Below are 14761 nucleotides of genomic sequence, written 5' to 3'. Positions count from 1 at the left end.
GAACCGAATGGCTTCTCTCACATTGGAAACGGCACAACCACAGCCGACGATCACAGAGTCTGCAAAGCCCAACGCACCACGACGAAACATCGCGGTGGATGCCTACCGCGGTCTTGTGATGCTCCTCATGATGGGAGAGGTACTGCGCTTCGGCGCGGTCTCGCGCGCTTACCCTGACAGCCGTTTCTGGCACATCCTCGCCTTCAACCAGAGCCACGTTGAATGGGCAGGCATGTCCTTGCACGACACCATCCAGCCCGGATTTACATTCCTCGTGGGTGTTGCGCTTCCCTACTCAATTGCAAGCCGTTTGCGTCGTGGCGAGAGCTTCTCCCGCATGATGCTGCACACGCTGTGGCGAGCGATTCTTCTCATCGCACTCGGCATTTTCCTGCGCTCTACGCACAGCGTGATGACGAACTTCACTTTCGAAGACACGCTTACACAGATCGGACTCGGTTATCCAATCGCGTTCCTGTTGGCCTTCGCACGGCCCCGTTGGCAATGGACTGCACTGGGCATCATTCTTGTTGGCTATTGGGCAGCGTGGGCGCTGTATCCGTTACCTGCAGCCGACTTCAACTATGCTGCAGTCGGTGTTCCCGCAGACTGGCATCACAACTTCACAGGCTTCCTGGCTCATTGGAACAAGAACAGCAATCTGGGTCAGGCCTTCGACGTCTGGTTTCTGAATCTCTTCCCGCGAGAACATCCGTTCCTATTCAATGGCGGTGGCTATCTCACCCTCAGCTTCATTCCAACACTCGGAACCATGCTGTTGGGCCTTGCCTGCGGACGTTGGATTAAGGCTGCTGAACCAGATTTCCCTTTACGCCGCATGCTGCAGGCCGCTGGCATCCTGATCGCCGCGGCATTACTGCTTCACTTCAGCCACATCTGCCCCATCGTCAAACGCATCTGGACACCAGCATGGACGCTGTTTAGCGGAGGCGTCTGCTTCCTCTTCCTCGCTGCATTCACATGGATCATTGAAGTAAAACAGATTCGTCGCTGGGCTTTTCCCCTCACGGTGGTTGGCATGAACTCCATCGCGGCGTACCTGATCGCAGAGCTGTGGGGCAGGTTCATCACCAACAGCTTTCAGATTCACTTAGGCCTGCGCCCCTTCATGATCTTCGGCGCGGGACTTGAGCCACTAATGATGGGCATTGCTGTGATGATCACCTACTGGTTGATTCTCTACTGGATGTTCCAGCGAAAACTCTTCCTGCGTATCTGACCCCGAGCGATGAGAGCAAAAACAGAAAGCCCACTCCGAAGAGTGGGCTTTTCTGATGTTTCGTGATGATTAGGGATTAAGCAGGAGAAGGACGACCTTCACCGAAGCCAGGCGCGCGGCCTGTATCCGGCTTGATGACCTTCTGCGTATCGCCACCGCCGGGTTCGGCGTAAGCGAGAGCAGACTTAATCGGCGGCAGATCCTTGCCTTCGATAATCAGCTTGATCTCTTCGGCATCCAGCGTCTCACGCTCCAGCAGAAGCTGGCTCATGCGATGCATGATGTCGTGGTTGCCATCCAGCACGTTATAGGCGTGACGGTAAGCCTCATCCATGAACCGCTTCACTTCAGCATCGATGGCCTGGGCCGTCGAATCGGAGAAGTCGCGGTGCTGCTGGATCTCGCGACCCAGGAAGATTTCGCCGCCTTCCTTCTTGCCGTAGGTCATCGGTCCCATGTTGGACATGCCGTATTCGCAGACCATCTTGCGTGCCAGTTCCGTAGCACGCTCAATGTCATTTCCTGCGCCCGTGGTCATCTCCTTCAGGAAGATTTCCTCGGCACAGCGTCCGCCCATCATCATGGCCAGACGAGCCTGCAGGTAGCCCTTGGTGACAGTGTGCTGATCCTCTTCCGGCAGGTACACCGTTACACCCAGCGCCATACCGCGCGGGATGATGGTGACCTTGTGCAGCGGATCGCTGTTTTCCGTCAGAGCAGAAACGAGGGTATGACCGGCTTCGTGGTACGCCGTTACCTTCTTCTCCTGGTCGGAAAGCAACATGCTCTTGCGCTCCGCACCCATCAGGACCTTGTCCTTGGCGACTTCGAAGTCGAACATGTGCACGGCCTTGCGATTGTGGCGAGCAGCCGTCAGAGCAGCCTCGTTCACCATGTTCGCCAGGTCTGCACCGCTGAAGCCCGGTGTGCCACGAGCGAGGACGTTCAGGTTGACGTCGTCGGCCATGGGAACCTTCTTCGCGTGGACCTTGAGGACTTCCTCACGGCCACGGATGTCAGGACGATCCACGATCACGCGGCGATCAAAACGACCTGGACGCAGCAGAGCCGGATCCAGAACATCAGGACGGTTCGTTGCTGCAATCAGGATGACGCCTTCGTTGGACTCGAAACCATCCATCTCAACCAGCAACTGGTTCAACGTCTGTTCGCGCTCGTCGTGTCCGCCGCCGAGGCCAGCGCCACGGTGACGACCCACAGCATCAATTTCGTCGATGAAGATGATGCAGGGAGCATTCTTCTTGCCCTGCTCAAACAGATCGCGCACACGCGATGCGCCCACGCCGACGAACATCTCCACAAAATCCGAACCGGAGATGGAGAAGAACGGCACGTTCGCTTCGCCTGCAACGGCGCGAGCCAGCAGGGTCTTACCGGTTCCCGGAGGTCCGACGAGCAGCACGCCCTTGGGGATGCGGCCGCCGAGCTTCTGGAACTTCTGCGCCTCGCGCAGGAACTCAATGATTTCCTTCAGCTCTTCCTTGGCTTCATCGACGCCAGCCACGTCCTTGAACGTGACCTTCTTCTGCTGGAGCGAGAGAAGGCGTGCGCGGCTCTTGCCGAAGCTGAGGGCCTTGTTGCCGCCAGACTGCATCTGGCGCAGGAAGAACAGGAAAACGCCCAGAATGAGCATCATGGGTAGGAACTGCACCAGAGCCGCGAACCAGAACGAATTCGACTGGTCCTTGATGGTGATGTTCACGCCCTTGTCATGCAGGGACTTGTACAAATCTGGATAGTTGGACGGAATGGTGGTGTGGAAGGACTCCTTGGAATCCTTGAAGTGCCCGGTGACATCCGTGCCATTGACCGTCACGTCCGCTACGCGGCCCTTGTCAGCGTAGTCCTGCAATTGCGACAGCGTGATCAATGAATCGTGACCGCCGGTGGCGCTGTGCATGACGAACTGCCAGACGGAGATGACACATGCGATCATCAGCACCCAGATCAGGACGGTCTTTACAGTGGAATTCAACGTTAGGTTCCCTTCTTTCGGCCACGGCGCGATGAGTTGTGACGCTCGTCGCGGCCGGCACCCTTGCCTGATACGTGGCCCAATTGATTAGACGCATGGGGTAGCGGCAGGGTTCGGATTACTCCGGCGGCGATAACACCGTAATGGCTACGATTCTACTCCCGCCATACGACAAAGACGGTAGGAAAGCATAGTTTTTGTGACAACTCTGGACGGCCCCTTTACCGGGCTGAAATGCCGTCACCCACCCGGACCAGCCGAAGCTCCCGAACCGACCGCTCTGCCCGCACCCCGTGCGCCAGTTGAAGCCGGCTATTCGGCTTGGTGGGGACCGTGGGATCGGGGGGCGTCTCCGGGGGAGCCAGCCCCGCCAGCAGGAGGATCCGAAGGGTCTCGGCAGCCCCCAAACGCGCGCCCATTCGCTCTACTGCAGCACGAATCAGCCGCCGTCTCGTCGGCAGATCCAGAGCGCGCAGCCGTTCCAGTTCGAAGGCCACACCCTGCTCCTCGGGTGAGGTCGCCACGGCACGCCCACCGCCGCGAACCGGCTTTCCGGGCATAGCTAGCTGCTGGAGCAACCGGGCAATCTCTGGCTGCCATCGGGCATGCTCCTCACGAGCCAATTCGGCCGTGGCCGAAAGTGTCGCACCGATGGACGGGTTGAACTCCTTCAGCAAGGGCATAAGCGTCCCCCGAACACGATTCCGCGTATAAGCCGTGGAGGCATTGGTGGAATCCTCGCACCAGGTTTGGTTGCGGCTTTTCAAGAACGCCAGCACATCCTGCCGAGAAGCAGGCAGCAGAGGCCGGATGAGTTTGCCGAAGGCGCGTTCCATCACCGGCGAGATCCCACCCAGCCCTTCCGTCCAGGCTCCCCGGATCAGTTTCATGATGACCGTCTCGGCCTGATCGTCCTGCGTATGCGCCGTAGCAACGGAGTGGACGATTCCCTGCTCCACCAACCGATCGAAAAACGCTAGGCGCGCGTGGCGGGCAGCTTCCTCAATCGTTTCTCCATTTGCCGTGGCCTGGGCGGGTACGTCTATATGGTCCACATGAAGCGGAATATCCAGCCGAGTGCAGAGGTCCCGGAGAAATTTCAGGTCCGCATCTGCTTCAGCGTCACGAATGCCATGATGCAGATGCGCGGCGGAAAGCCCGATCCCCAACACAGCCGCCTCTTCCTTTAACGCCAGTAGGAGCGCTGTGGAATCAGCTCCGCCGCTAACGGCAACAGCGATGCGTTCGCCCATCTTCATCAGAGAACGGTTCAGTGGGAGTGTGACGCGAGAGGGAGCAGCCATCCTCTTCATCCTACGGGTAAGCTGCAAAGAGGAGATACACCATGCAGGCCATGCGCGACATTCTGCGGACTTCCCTGGCAAGGTCGCTGGATACCCTGACGCCGTTGGATCGTCTCGGAGCCGCATGGGCCGTTGCCGCAGGGCACGGCACGGCCAGCCGGACCAGCGTCTCCGCGTTCCACGACGGCGTTGCAACCGTCACTGTTCCAGACACAGCGTGGCAACGTCAGCTTGAAATGATCCACGGGCAACTGCGTGGCGACCTGGCCAGCATCAGCCGCCTCCCCGTGACCGATATACTTTTTGTGTTGCCTGAAAACGCCGCCGCACCACCGCGACCGGCAGTACCAAGGCCCGCCAGAAAGAAACGATGACTGAGACATTCGATCCAAACGAAGCGCCCGCAGCCACTCCGCATCCTGAAACCGCAACTGTAACGCTGGCCGACGTGCGCCATGTGGCAGCGCTGGCCAATCTGCAACTGACCGCGGAAGAAGAGCCACGCATGCAGCGCGACCTGAACGCCATCCTTGGGCATGTTGCCGAGTTGCAAAAGTTGAACACTGACGGCGTGGAACCCATGGCGCAGGTGGGGCAACTGCTGCAGAAGGCTCCCGCATTGGGAGGTAGTTCGCTGCGCCCGGATGCCGTGAAGCCCTCCCTGGATCGCACCGCGGTGATGGAAGAGGCTCCGGATACCGATGGTCGCTTCTTCAAGGTGCCCAAGGTCATTGAACGATAAAGCAGTCGTTCGTTCGCGCTGAATCAAGATCAAGTCAGGTTGCCGCCCTACAAATTGGAGCGCCGCAGCCAACAAGCTAAGAGCTAGAGGCTGAAAGCTGAACATGAAGACCATTCCAGAAATTCGAGCCGCTATTCTCAGCGGCAAGACCACGGCTTCCGCCATTGCAGCGGATTACCTCTCGCGCATTCGCACCGGCGACCAGATTGCCGGACAGGAGATCAACAGCTTTCTCTCGCTGGCGGAAGAGCGTGCGTTGCGTCAGGCCGAACACATCGACGAACTGGTGAAGACCGGTACGAAACTTCCTCCGCTTGCAGGCATTCCCATTGGCATTAAGGACGTGCTCACCATGGTCGGCGCACCAGCCACTGCTGGTTCGGCCATCCTGAAGAACTACCACCCACCGTACGACGCCACTGCCGTTGCCAAACTCGACGCAGCCGGCGCACTGCTGTTGGGCAAACTGAATTGCGACGAGTTTGCGATGGGCGGCAGCAATGAAAACAGCGCCTACGGCATTGTGCGCAACCCGCGTGCTCTGGACCGCGTTCCCGGTGGATCATCGGGTGGTTCTGCGGCGGCAGTCGCTGCGGACTTCTGCTCCATCTCTCTCGGTACAGACACGGGTGGCTCGGTTCGTCAGCCAGCAGCCTTCTGCGGAGTCGTTGGTCTCTTGCCAACCTACGGACGCATCTCGCGCTACGGTCTGATCGCCTTCGCCAGCTCACTGGATCGCGTTGGCCCCATGGCGCATTCCGTAGAAGACGTTGCCACCGTACTCGGTGTCCTCGCGGGTCCTGACACCATGGACGCCACCAGCTCACAGGAACCGCTGAGCGACTACGTTGCGGAATCGAAGAAGCCCATTGCAGGCATGACGATTGGTGTTCCGAAGGAATACTTCGCGGAAGGCCTCGACGCAGAGATTCGTGCGGCGGTAGAGAAGGTCATCGAAGGCCTAAAGGCGCAGGGCTGCACCATCAAGCAGATCAGCTTGCCACATACCGAATACGCTGTGCCCACGTACTACGTGTTGGCAACAGCAGAAGCCAGCAGCAACCTCTCGCGTTTTGACGGCGTACGTTATGGTCATCGCGCAGACAACGTAAAGAACCTCTCCACGCTGTACCGCGAGAGCCGCGAAGAGGGCTTCGGTGCAGAGGTGAAGCGCCGTATTCTGCTCGGCACGTATTCGCTTTCGGCGGGTTACTACGATGCGTACTACCGCAAGGCGCAGCAGGTGCGCACACTCATCGCGCAGGACTTTGTAAAGGCCTTCGCCGATGTGGATGCCATCGTCGCTCCCATGACGCCCACACCAGCATGGAAGCTCGGCGAAAAGACAGACGATCCCATCAGCATGTATCTCGCAGACATCTATACAGTGGCTGCCTCGCTTGCGGGCATCTGTGGTATCAGTGTTCCCTGCGGTGAAACAAAGGATGGGTTGCCCATCGGCGTGCAATTACTTGCAGGACACTTTCAGGAAGGCAAGCTACTACGAGTTGCCCAGGCCGTGGAAGATACGCAGAAGAGTCACGCATAAAACCACTTACAACCCCATCAACATCATGCGCTCGCGATTTCCACATCGCGAGCGCAACACTTTTGCAGCAACTGTGTTCCTACCAACGTGCGCAGAGAACACGCGAACCAAAGCGTGACGATGACGCGAAGAAGAGGTGACGTGATGAGCTTGAAGACGACGATTGCAAAATTGGTTACGGGCGCAGCCCTTGCTGGTGCGCTGTTATTCGCAGCACCGCATAAGGCAGAGGCGCAGCGCGTCGGTTTCGGCGTAAGCATTGGCACCGGCCCGGTGTATGGCGGTTATTACAGCGGCTACTACGGCCCCCGCTATGTACGGCCCTATCCGTACTATGGCTACCCTTACTACGGCCCGGCATACTATGGCCCGCGTCCTTATTACGGCCCACGCCCCTACTACGGTCGTCCTTATGCACGCCCCTACGGTGGCGGATACTACCGCGGCGGTTATCGCCGGTAATTACAATCGCTAACGATTTCGATTGAGAACAATGTTCAGGCCGGTGCGGAAACGCACCGGCCTTGTTTATGTGCGAACAGAAAAGGGAGACACCCTCACGGATGCCTCCCTTTCCTGTTCGCGAAGACAACAATTTAAAAGAAGACCTTACCTGACAACTGATATTGCCGCGGGAAATTCTGCTGCGTGTTGCCAATCGTTCCGTAGCCACTCCATGCACCGGGAGCATTCGGATCAGCTACTGCTGGATTACGCGTAGGTGCGGCCGTGGGACTGCTGGTGCTTGGTCCAGGGAAGATAGGTGTGTTCATTGCATTGAATGCTTCTGCCTTCAACTGGAACTTCACACTCTCATGGATGGTCCACTTCTTCTCAAGACCCAACGCAACCTGTGGAGCGTACGGCGCACGAACTGCCGTGGTGTACGGCGGTAGTGTGACCGTGCTGAACGCCGGGAAGTTGCTAAAGCAACTCGGATTGCTGTTGTTCAGATAGCTCTTATAGCTGCGCTGTGTGGGAACAATGTTGAAGTTTCCGCAGGTGTAGTTGTATCCATTGGGGTAGGCGATGGGCGTACCGCCCTGGTGCTGCATCGTCCAGTCCAGCTGCCATCCACCAATCACGCCATCCACATAACGATTGGCGCTGCTGAAGTACGCTGCACCATGGCCGAATGGCAGGTTATACAGTCCACTGAGTGCGAAGGTCCAGGCACGATCGCCAGAATCGATACCGTAATACGGTCTTGGATCGACCAGACCAGCGCCGGTGTTGTTAAGACGGCTTATGGCATCCATCAGCTTGGACCACGTAAACGAACTCAGCATGCTGATGCCACCAAACGCAGAACGCGAAGAACTGAATCGCTTCTCAGCCTTTGCCTGCAATGAGTGATAGTTGCTGAAACCGCCTGCATCCGTATTGACGTTGACGCTTCCATAAAACTGCGGATACGGCACCATCAGATACTTCGCTGCAATCGTCGAGTTTGCACCCAGCGACGTAGTGGTAGGCAACACACCATAGAACGGATTGGGAACGAGCTGATTGAGGTAGGAATTGTCGGCAAAGCCCTTGGAGTAGTCCGAAGGATTGAGTCCATTCAGATTTCTTCCACCCACACGCAAGTGATATGCGTGCGTACCTACGTAAGCCAGGTTGATCTTCAAGCCACCCGCAATCACCTGCTCGATACCAAGGGTCCACTGCTGCACAATGGGAACCTTGTGTTCGCGCTGATCAATGCTGATGGTGTTACCAACAAGAGCCAGACCACCAAGGCTGGTACCTGCCGGAGCCTGCGCACCACTCGGATAGGGATTTCCGTTCTTGAACGTATACAGCGGATGCAGATTGTTATCCGCAGACGCGTTGTACGACGTGGTCTGGTTAAACGGAGACGACGCGCCCAGTTCGATGCCGAATGCCTTCGAGAGCGCATAGCCGCCGTGAATAACCATTCTGCGATTCGGGCTATAAGAGAAGCCAAACTTCGGCTGCCAGAACTGCGTGTTGTTTACATACGACGACAGCGAGCTGCTGGAGAACTGCGCCGTGCCATACATCACTGATACGGGTGATGCCCCATTGGGCAACACAGATGGCAGACTTACGGAGCTATTGATCGGATTTGCGCAGGTGAAGCAAACGCCAGCTAGAAGACGATCGTGACGATCGCGCGGGCTGGTTTCATTGTCCCAACGAATACCCAGGTTGAGAGAAAGATGTTCCGTCGCCTTCCAGTTGTCCTGGAAGTACGCGCCGTAATACTTGTAGCTCTCATACAGTTGCTGGTTCCACTGCACGCTGCCGCTGGACGGAATACCAAGAAGCGCAGCTGCGACAGACGAGCCATCATTGTTGGCCTTTTGATAGTTCTGCTGCGTAAATCCAGTGTTGAACGCGAAGGTTCCATTCGGCTGACCGATGCCTGAAGCAACATCGTGATACCAGGAGAACTCGCCACCGTAATGCAACGAATGACGGCCGATGGTATGCGTGATGGATGGGCCGATGTCATACGTTTCAAAGATCGTCTGACTCACCACGTTGCCAACCGCAGTGGGCAGCGTTTCACTGAAGCTGAATGTGGGTGCCAGATTGCGGCTGGTGGTGGGGATGGAAGGCATCGTCAAGCCCAGATCACCCGGTGTAAGCGTGGCGCTTCCAGCAGCCACCGCACCGGATGGAGACGGGTTCCAATAGCGGTTCCAGGACACGCGAGCATCGGCAACCATGTTGTTGGAGATGGTGTGCGTCAGATCGAGTACTGAAGTCCAGTCTTCGCGATGATTACCGAAATTGCCGGTAGCCGCTGGCCCCGGAAGACCGCTGTTATTGCGATTCTCATATCCAGACCACTGAGTGAAGATGGCGTAGAGACGTGTTCGATCCGTCAGGTTGTAATCCAGACGGGTGATGGGCATGGTGTATTTGTACGCATCCCTACCGGTGAAGAGATAGTTGTTCTGATATCCAGGCAGATTGGGAGCCGGGTACAACTTAAGAACAGCGACACCAACGGGACTGATACGCGCCGCTGGAATGGTGTTGTTAGCGAACTTGGAACGTGTGTAGGTATTGCAAGGATTGCTGTTGTTCGCACAGACAGCAGTCTCTGGATCATAGATGCCGTTGGTTTTTCCAGCGGCATTCAGGTAGTTCGTCAGATTGACGCTGCCATCCGCTCCGGGCAACATATCTGCCCTGGGCACAGTGGTGAGAACAGGAGCAGGCAGTACTTCACGCCAGCCTTCAAAGCTGAAGAAGAAGAATGCCTTGTTCTTCAGGATGGGGCCACCGACAGTGAAACCGTATTGATGTTGATTGTGATATGGCTTAGCTCCGCCGGACTGGTTCACAGTGAATGTGTTGGCATCCAGAACGGAGTTGCGCCAGAAGTCATAGGCCGTGCCATGGAAGCCATTGGTACCAGACTTCAAGATGGTATTCATCGCGCCGCCGCCCACACGGCCGTACTGCGCATCGAAGGTGACCGTCATCACCTTGAACTCCTGCACAGCATCAATGGTGGGTGAGATGGTCCAGGAACCAGAACTACCACCATTCTGAATAGATACTGGTGCGCCGTTCAACAGGAACTGATTCGTGGTGCCCGGTGCGCCGTTAATGGTGTAAGCGTTAGTTACGTCCCATCCGCGAGTACCGGAGTTTCCGCTGGCTCCGAACGTAGTAGTAGTGAAACGAACACCTGGCGTCAGTGCCATCAACTGGTACACCTGACGACCATTCAAAGGAAGGTTCTGCACCTTCTCCGGATCCATTACAGTGCCGGACGAAGCATCCTGCGTTTCTAACTGAAAGTCTTGTGTAGAAACAGAGACGGTGTCAGAGGCGCCAGCATCGAGCTTGGTGGGAAGGTCAACGCTTCCAGAGACCGAAACAACAACGTTGTTGTAAATCCTGCTGGTAAAGCCATCTGCCTTGATCGTCACGACGTACGTGCTGGGTTGCACGAACGGAATGAGGAAGTGGCCACCTGCATCGCTCTTGATGGTGTAGGTCTGCTGTGGGCTCTTTGCTTCTACTTGAGCATTGGGGATCTTGTAGCCTGCAGCGTCAGTAATAGTGCCGCTCAGCGTACCGCGATACTCCTGAGCGTGCGCAGCGAAAACGCCTGCAAATACGCAGGCAATCGCAAGTGGAACTTTGCGTTGAAACATTAACGGCTCTCCAAACATCGTTCAGTGTGAAAAGGGGGTTCCTGTTGGGGGTGGATAATTATCAATAATCCGACACCCTGCACAACAAACGATTCACATCGCCGTTAAAAAGCACAAAGCGTGAGCGACGATTTACGCCGCTCACGCTTTGTGTTGTTGATAACTTGGGTTGTTGTTTTATGCCTGCGAAGCAGCGCGCTCGCTGTGCCCGCTGATCTCTGCAGCACGAGCTTCTGCAAATGCCGCAGCACCAATGAGCGCGCACTTGTCTTCAAGAATGACGCGCACCGGCATCGTATGCAGCAGTGGAGATAGCCGTCCCTTATCCAACAATGCTTCACGGAACGGTCCAGACTTCAGCGTCTTAAGAATCTTCGGCGGAATGCCACCACCAAGATAGATACCGCCAGCAGCCAGCAGCTTCAATCCCATGTTGCCGCACTCTGCACCAAGAGATGCGCTGAACATCTCCAGCACCTTCGCTGTCAGCTCACACGAACCATCCTCGCCCGTGGTGCCGATAACAAAGTTCGGATCTTCAGTCGCCATCCGATCACGCAGCCACTTGGGCTCTTCCATCTTCTTCGCGTCGCGCAGAAATTCGTAGATGTTCTTTAAGCCCAGACCGCTAACAACGCGCTCTGTGGATACACGACCATTCAACGTCTTCAACAGATACTCGAGCAATTCAATCTCAAGCGGATTGCGCGGAGCCCAATCCACATGGCCACCTTCAGAAGGCAGTGGGAAGTGCCGACGAGCCAATGGGTTCCAGACAAGCAGAGCTTCTCCAAGACCGGTGCCCGGAGAAACGAGCGCGCGATGTCCCAGAGCGGATTTATCGCCTGCTTCCAATTCACAAATCTGGTCCGGGCCAAGCTCTGCAACGCCGTAGCCGTTCGCTTCCAGATCGTTGATCAGGAAGATGTGTTCAATGCCCAGTCCCTTCGACAACTCACGAGCATCGAGCTCCCACGGCAGATTGGTCAGCTTCAGATGACCATCCTTCACCGGCCCAGGACAGCCAAAGCACGCAGCCACTACCTCTTTCTCAACGCCCGGAGCAATTCCGGGATCATCGAGAAATTCCTGTACTACATCCTGCAGACCGGCATAGCCCGCGGCGGGATACTTCTTGTTGCAGACCATCTGCACCTCACCGCCTGTGAAGCTATATAAAGCAAGATCAACCTTAGTGCCACCTACATCGCCTGCAAGAATCATCGTGTCAGCTCCAGAGTTCCTGTCTCCGCATCACCGTGTTTGCCTGACTTCGGCAGCCGCCTTGCGGCCTCGGCATCCAGCAAGAGTCCAATCTGTCCATTTTCAGGCCGAATGAGTTGCGCGGGAAGTCGATCTGGATCATATCCGCCCAAAAGAACCTCGCGCAGCACCTCCGCCTTGGCCTGGCCCTCAACCAGAAACACCACGCGACGGCCATGATTGATCACCGGCCATGTCAGCGTAATGCGCCAGGAATCCTTCTGCGGCACGTGGTTCGCGGCAACCAACGTTCCCATCGCATCAATCGCCGACGTGTTCGGGAAGATCGACGCGGTGTGACCATCGTCGCCCATGCCGAGTAATACAAGGTCGAACGCAGGAGCCTCTGCGCCTTCCAATCGGAAGCTGTTGCGCAGCGTCGCTTCGTAACGCGAAGCGGCATCCTCAGGATTCAGTTCGCCTTCCATGCGAAACACGTTCTCTTCGGCGAACGGCACCTTGCTCAGCAACTGCTCTCGCGTCATGCGATAGTTGGAGTCTGCGTGATCCGCCGGAACGCAGCGCTCATCCACCCAGTAAAGACGCAGCCTTTCCCAGTCGATCTGTGAACGGAATGGCTCCTCCGCCAGCAGAGCGAGCATGCGTTTCGGGGTGCTGCCTCCACTGATAGCGATACGCGCCACGCCACGCGCTGCGACACCATCTGCGGCATACTTCGCAAAGACTTCTGCTGCTGCGTGTGCCAGCCGTTGCGGCGTGTCGTAGACAAGATAATCGGCAATCGTTTTTCTTGGCATTTCTTGTTCCTTCTATTCTTCGGATGCGTCGCCACGCTGCGAGATAGTCTAGGACTTCATCCTGAGCAAAACAGAATGACGACACCACAGCTTCAAGCTCCGCACAAAGAAAACGGGCGCTGATGAGATTTCATCAGCGCCCGCTCCTGTTCCGTTAGTTAGGCCTGCCATGCGCGTCCATCGCGCTCCAGCAGTTCATCTGCTTCCTTCGGGCCCCACGAACCAGCATCGTAGTTCGGGAAGTCCTTCTTCTGAGCCTTCCACGCTTCGAGGATCGGCGTCATCAGAGCCCATGTGGTCTCTACGCCTTCACGCTCTGCGAACAGCGTTCCATCGCCCAGCATGGCGTCCAACAGCAGACGCTCATAGCCATTGGCGGACGACTTACCGAATGCCTCAGCATAGGAGAAGTTCATGTTCACCTGTGCAATGTTCGTCGTCGGTCCAGGAATCTTCGCACCGAACTTCAGCTTGATGCCGTCATCCGGCTGAATGCGCAGCGTGAGAACGTTCGGCTCAAGCTGCTCTGCACCAGCGCCAGAACCCTGGAAGATGTGCAGCGGAGGACGCTTGAAGGTGATGACCACTTCCGTCACACGCGTCTTCAGGCGCTTGCCTGCGCGAATGTAGAACGGCACACCAGCCCAACGCCAGTTGTCGATCTCCAGCTTCATCGCAGCAAACGTCTCCGTCTGCGATTCGGGGCTGACGCGATCTTCCTGGCGATAGCCCTTTACGTCCTCGCCATCGACATTGCCCGGACCATACTGGCCACGTGCTGTGTTCTCGACTGGGATGGGGCTGATCGCCTTCCAAACCTTCAGCTTCTCGATGCGCACAGGAGCCGACTCAAAGACGTCTGGCGGTTCCATGGCAACGAAGCTAAGCACTTCCATCACGTGGTTCTGAAGAACGTCACGCAGAGCACCGGCTGCCTCGTAGAACGGTCCGCGGCCTTCAATGCCGATGGATTCCGCAGCGGTGATCTGGATGTGGTCGATGTAGTTACGGTTCCAGATGGGCTCAAAGATTCCATTGCCGAAGCGGAAGACGAGGATGTTCTGAACCGTCTCCTTACCCAGGTAGTGGTCGATGCGGAAGATCTGATCTTCCTTGAGTACCTGGTTGATCTCAGAGTTGAGCTTCTTCGCGCTCTCAAGGTCCGTACCGAAGGGCTTCTCGATGATGACGCGAACCCAGTGGTCGCCGTCTTCGCCGGTCATGCCGTGGTTGCCCAGACGGTGCGTGATGTCTGCGAAGAACTCAGGGGCAACAGCAAGGTAGAACAGGCGGTTGCCCTTGGTGCCAAACTGCTTGTCCAGGTCGGCGAGATAAGCCTTCAGCTTCTCGAAACCTTCGTCGTTGTCGAACTCGGTGGCGAAGTACTTCACGCGGTCAATGAACTTGCCGAGTTTCTCTTCCTTCTCGTCAACGCCGCCGCCCTTCAGGATGCCGTCCTTCATGTCCGGCGCAAAGGTAGCAGAGAGGTCGCGACGAGCCACGCCGACAACCGCAAAATTTTCAGGCAGAAGATTTGCCTGCTCTAGGTGATAGAGCGCAGGCAGCAGCTTACGCTTCGTCAGGTCGCCCGAAGCGCCAAAAATCACAACGATGCAAGGCTCCGGAATGCTTTCCTTGCACTTGTTCGCTTCCACCTGCTCTGGGGAAACATTGATACCGGTTGTTGCCATGGGTTCAATCCTTCTTCAATTCTTGCTGCGAAAGGCCGCCGCAGTCTTGTTTGTTGTTTAGAGCGCATGGCGG

At 56.8% G+C, this 14761-nt stretch carries 11 protein-coding genes; 5 read left to right on the top strand and 6 right to left on the bottom strand.

Annotated elements, in window-relative coordinates:
• Positions 1-7: 7 nt before the first annotated feature.
• Positions 8-1240: an acyltransferase family protein gene (locus tag BLT38_RS02960; protein WP_231966704.1), complete on the top strand. Its 1233-nt coding sequence runs from the start codon at positions 8-10 to the stop codon at positions 1238-1240.
• Positions 1241-1316: 76 nt separating this feature from the next.
• On the opposite strand, the gene ftsH is transcribed toward BLT38_RS02960, so the two are convergent.
• A complete protein-coding gene (ftsH, locus tag BLT38_RS02955; protein ID WP_083343842.1) occupies positions 1317-3236 on the bottom strand; it encodes an ATP-dependent zinc metalloprotease FtsH in 1920 nt (639 codons plus the stop codon).
• Positions 3237-3457: 221 nt separating this feature from the next.
• On the bottom strand, positions 3458-4567 hold the full coding sequence (gene tilS / locus BLT38_RS02950; protein WP_231966703.1) for a tRNA lysidine(34) synthetase TilS: 1110 nt from the start codon (positions 4565-4567) through the stop codon (positions 3458-3460).
• Positions 4568-4581: 14 nt separating this feature from the next.
• On the opposite strand from tilS, the gene BLT38_RS02945 reads away from it, so the two are divergent.
• The 4 genes from BLT38_RS02945 (at position 4582) to BLT38_RS02930 (ending at position 7293) form a co-directional block, all read left to right on the top strand.
• Positions 4582-4914: a DciA family protein gene (locus tag BLT38_RS02945; RefSeq protein WP_083343840.1), complete on the top strand. Its 333-nt coding sequence runs from the start codon at positions 4582-4584 to the stop codon at positions 4912-4914.
• Complete coding sequence (gatC, locus tag BLT38_RS02940; RefSeq protein WP_083343839.1) at positions 4911-5282, top strand: Asp-tRNA(Asn)/Glu-tRNA(Gln) amidotransferase subunit GatC; 372 nt, start codon at positions 4911-4913, stop codon at positions 5280-5282. The genes BLT38_RS02945 and gatC overlap by 4 nt, the downstream gene beginning before the upstream one ends.
• Positions 5283-5385: 103 nt before the next feature.
• Positions 5386-6831: an Asp-tRNA(Asn)/Glu-tRNA(Gln) amidotransferase subunit GatA gene (gene gatA / locus BLT38_RS02935; protein WP_083343838.1), complete on the top strand. Its 1446-nt coding sequence runs from the start codon at positions 5386-5388 to the stop codon at positions 6829-6831.
• Between the two features lie 144 nt (positions 6832-6975).
• Positions 6976-7293 (top strand): hypothetical protein, encoded by a 318-nt coding sequence (locus BLT38_RS02930; RefSeq protein ID WP_083343837.1) that lies wholly within the window; start codon positions 6976-6978, stop codon positions 7291-7293.
• A 134-nt stretch (positions 7294-7427) separates the two neighbouring features.
• On the opposite strand, the gene BLT38_RS02925 is transcribed toward BLT38_RS02930, so the two are convergent.
• The 4 genes from BLT38_RS02925 to zwf form a co-directional block, all read right to left on the bottom strand.
• Entirely contained in the window at positions 7428-10976 is a 3549-nt protein-coding gene (locus BLT38_RS02925) for a TonB-dependent receptor (RefSeq protein WP_083343836.1), read from the bottom strand.
• Between the two features lie 177 nt (positions 10977-11153).
• Positions 11154-12200: a glucokinase gene (glk, locus tag BLT38_RS02920; RefSeq protein ID WP_083343835.1), complete on the bottom strand. Its 1047-nt coding sequence runs from the start codon at positions 12198-12200 to the stop codon at positions 11154-11156.
• Positions 12197-12997 (bottom strand): 6-phosphogluconolactonase, encoded by an 801-nt coding sequence (gene pgl, locus BLT38_RS02915; RefSeq protein WP_083343834.1) that lies wholly within the window; start codon positions 12995-12997, stop codon positions 12197-12199. Before pgl ends, glk begins: the two co-directional genes overlap by 4 nt.
• Positions 12998-13155: 158 nt before the next feature.
• Positions 13156-14688 carry a glucose-6-phosphate dehydrogenase gene (gene zwf, locus BLT38_RS02910; RefSeq protein ID WP_083343833.1) on the bottom strand — a complete coding sequence of 511 codons (1533 nt, stop codon included), beginning with the start codon at positions 14686-14688 and terminating at the stop codon, positions 13156-13158.
• Between the last annotated feature and the right edge of the window lie 73 nt (positions 14689-14761).

Source organism: Terriglobus roseus (genome assembly GCF_900102185.1).
Taxonomy (GTDB): Bacteria; Acidobacteriota; Terriglobia; order Terriglobales; family Acidobacteriaceae; genus Terriglobus; species Terriglobus roseus_A.
The sequence above is the reverse complement of the archived record's forward strand: the minus strand, read 5'-3'. Positions and strand labels throughout refer to the sequence as shown.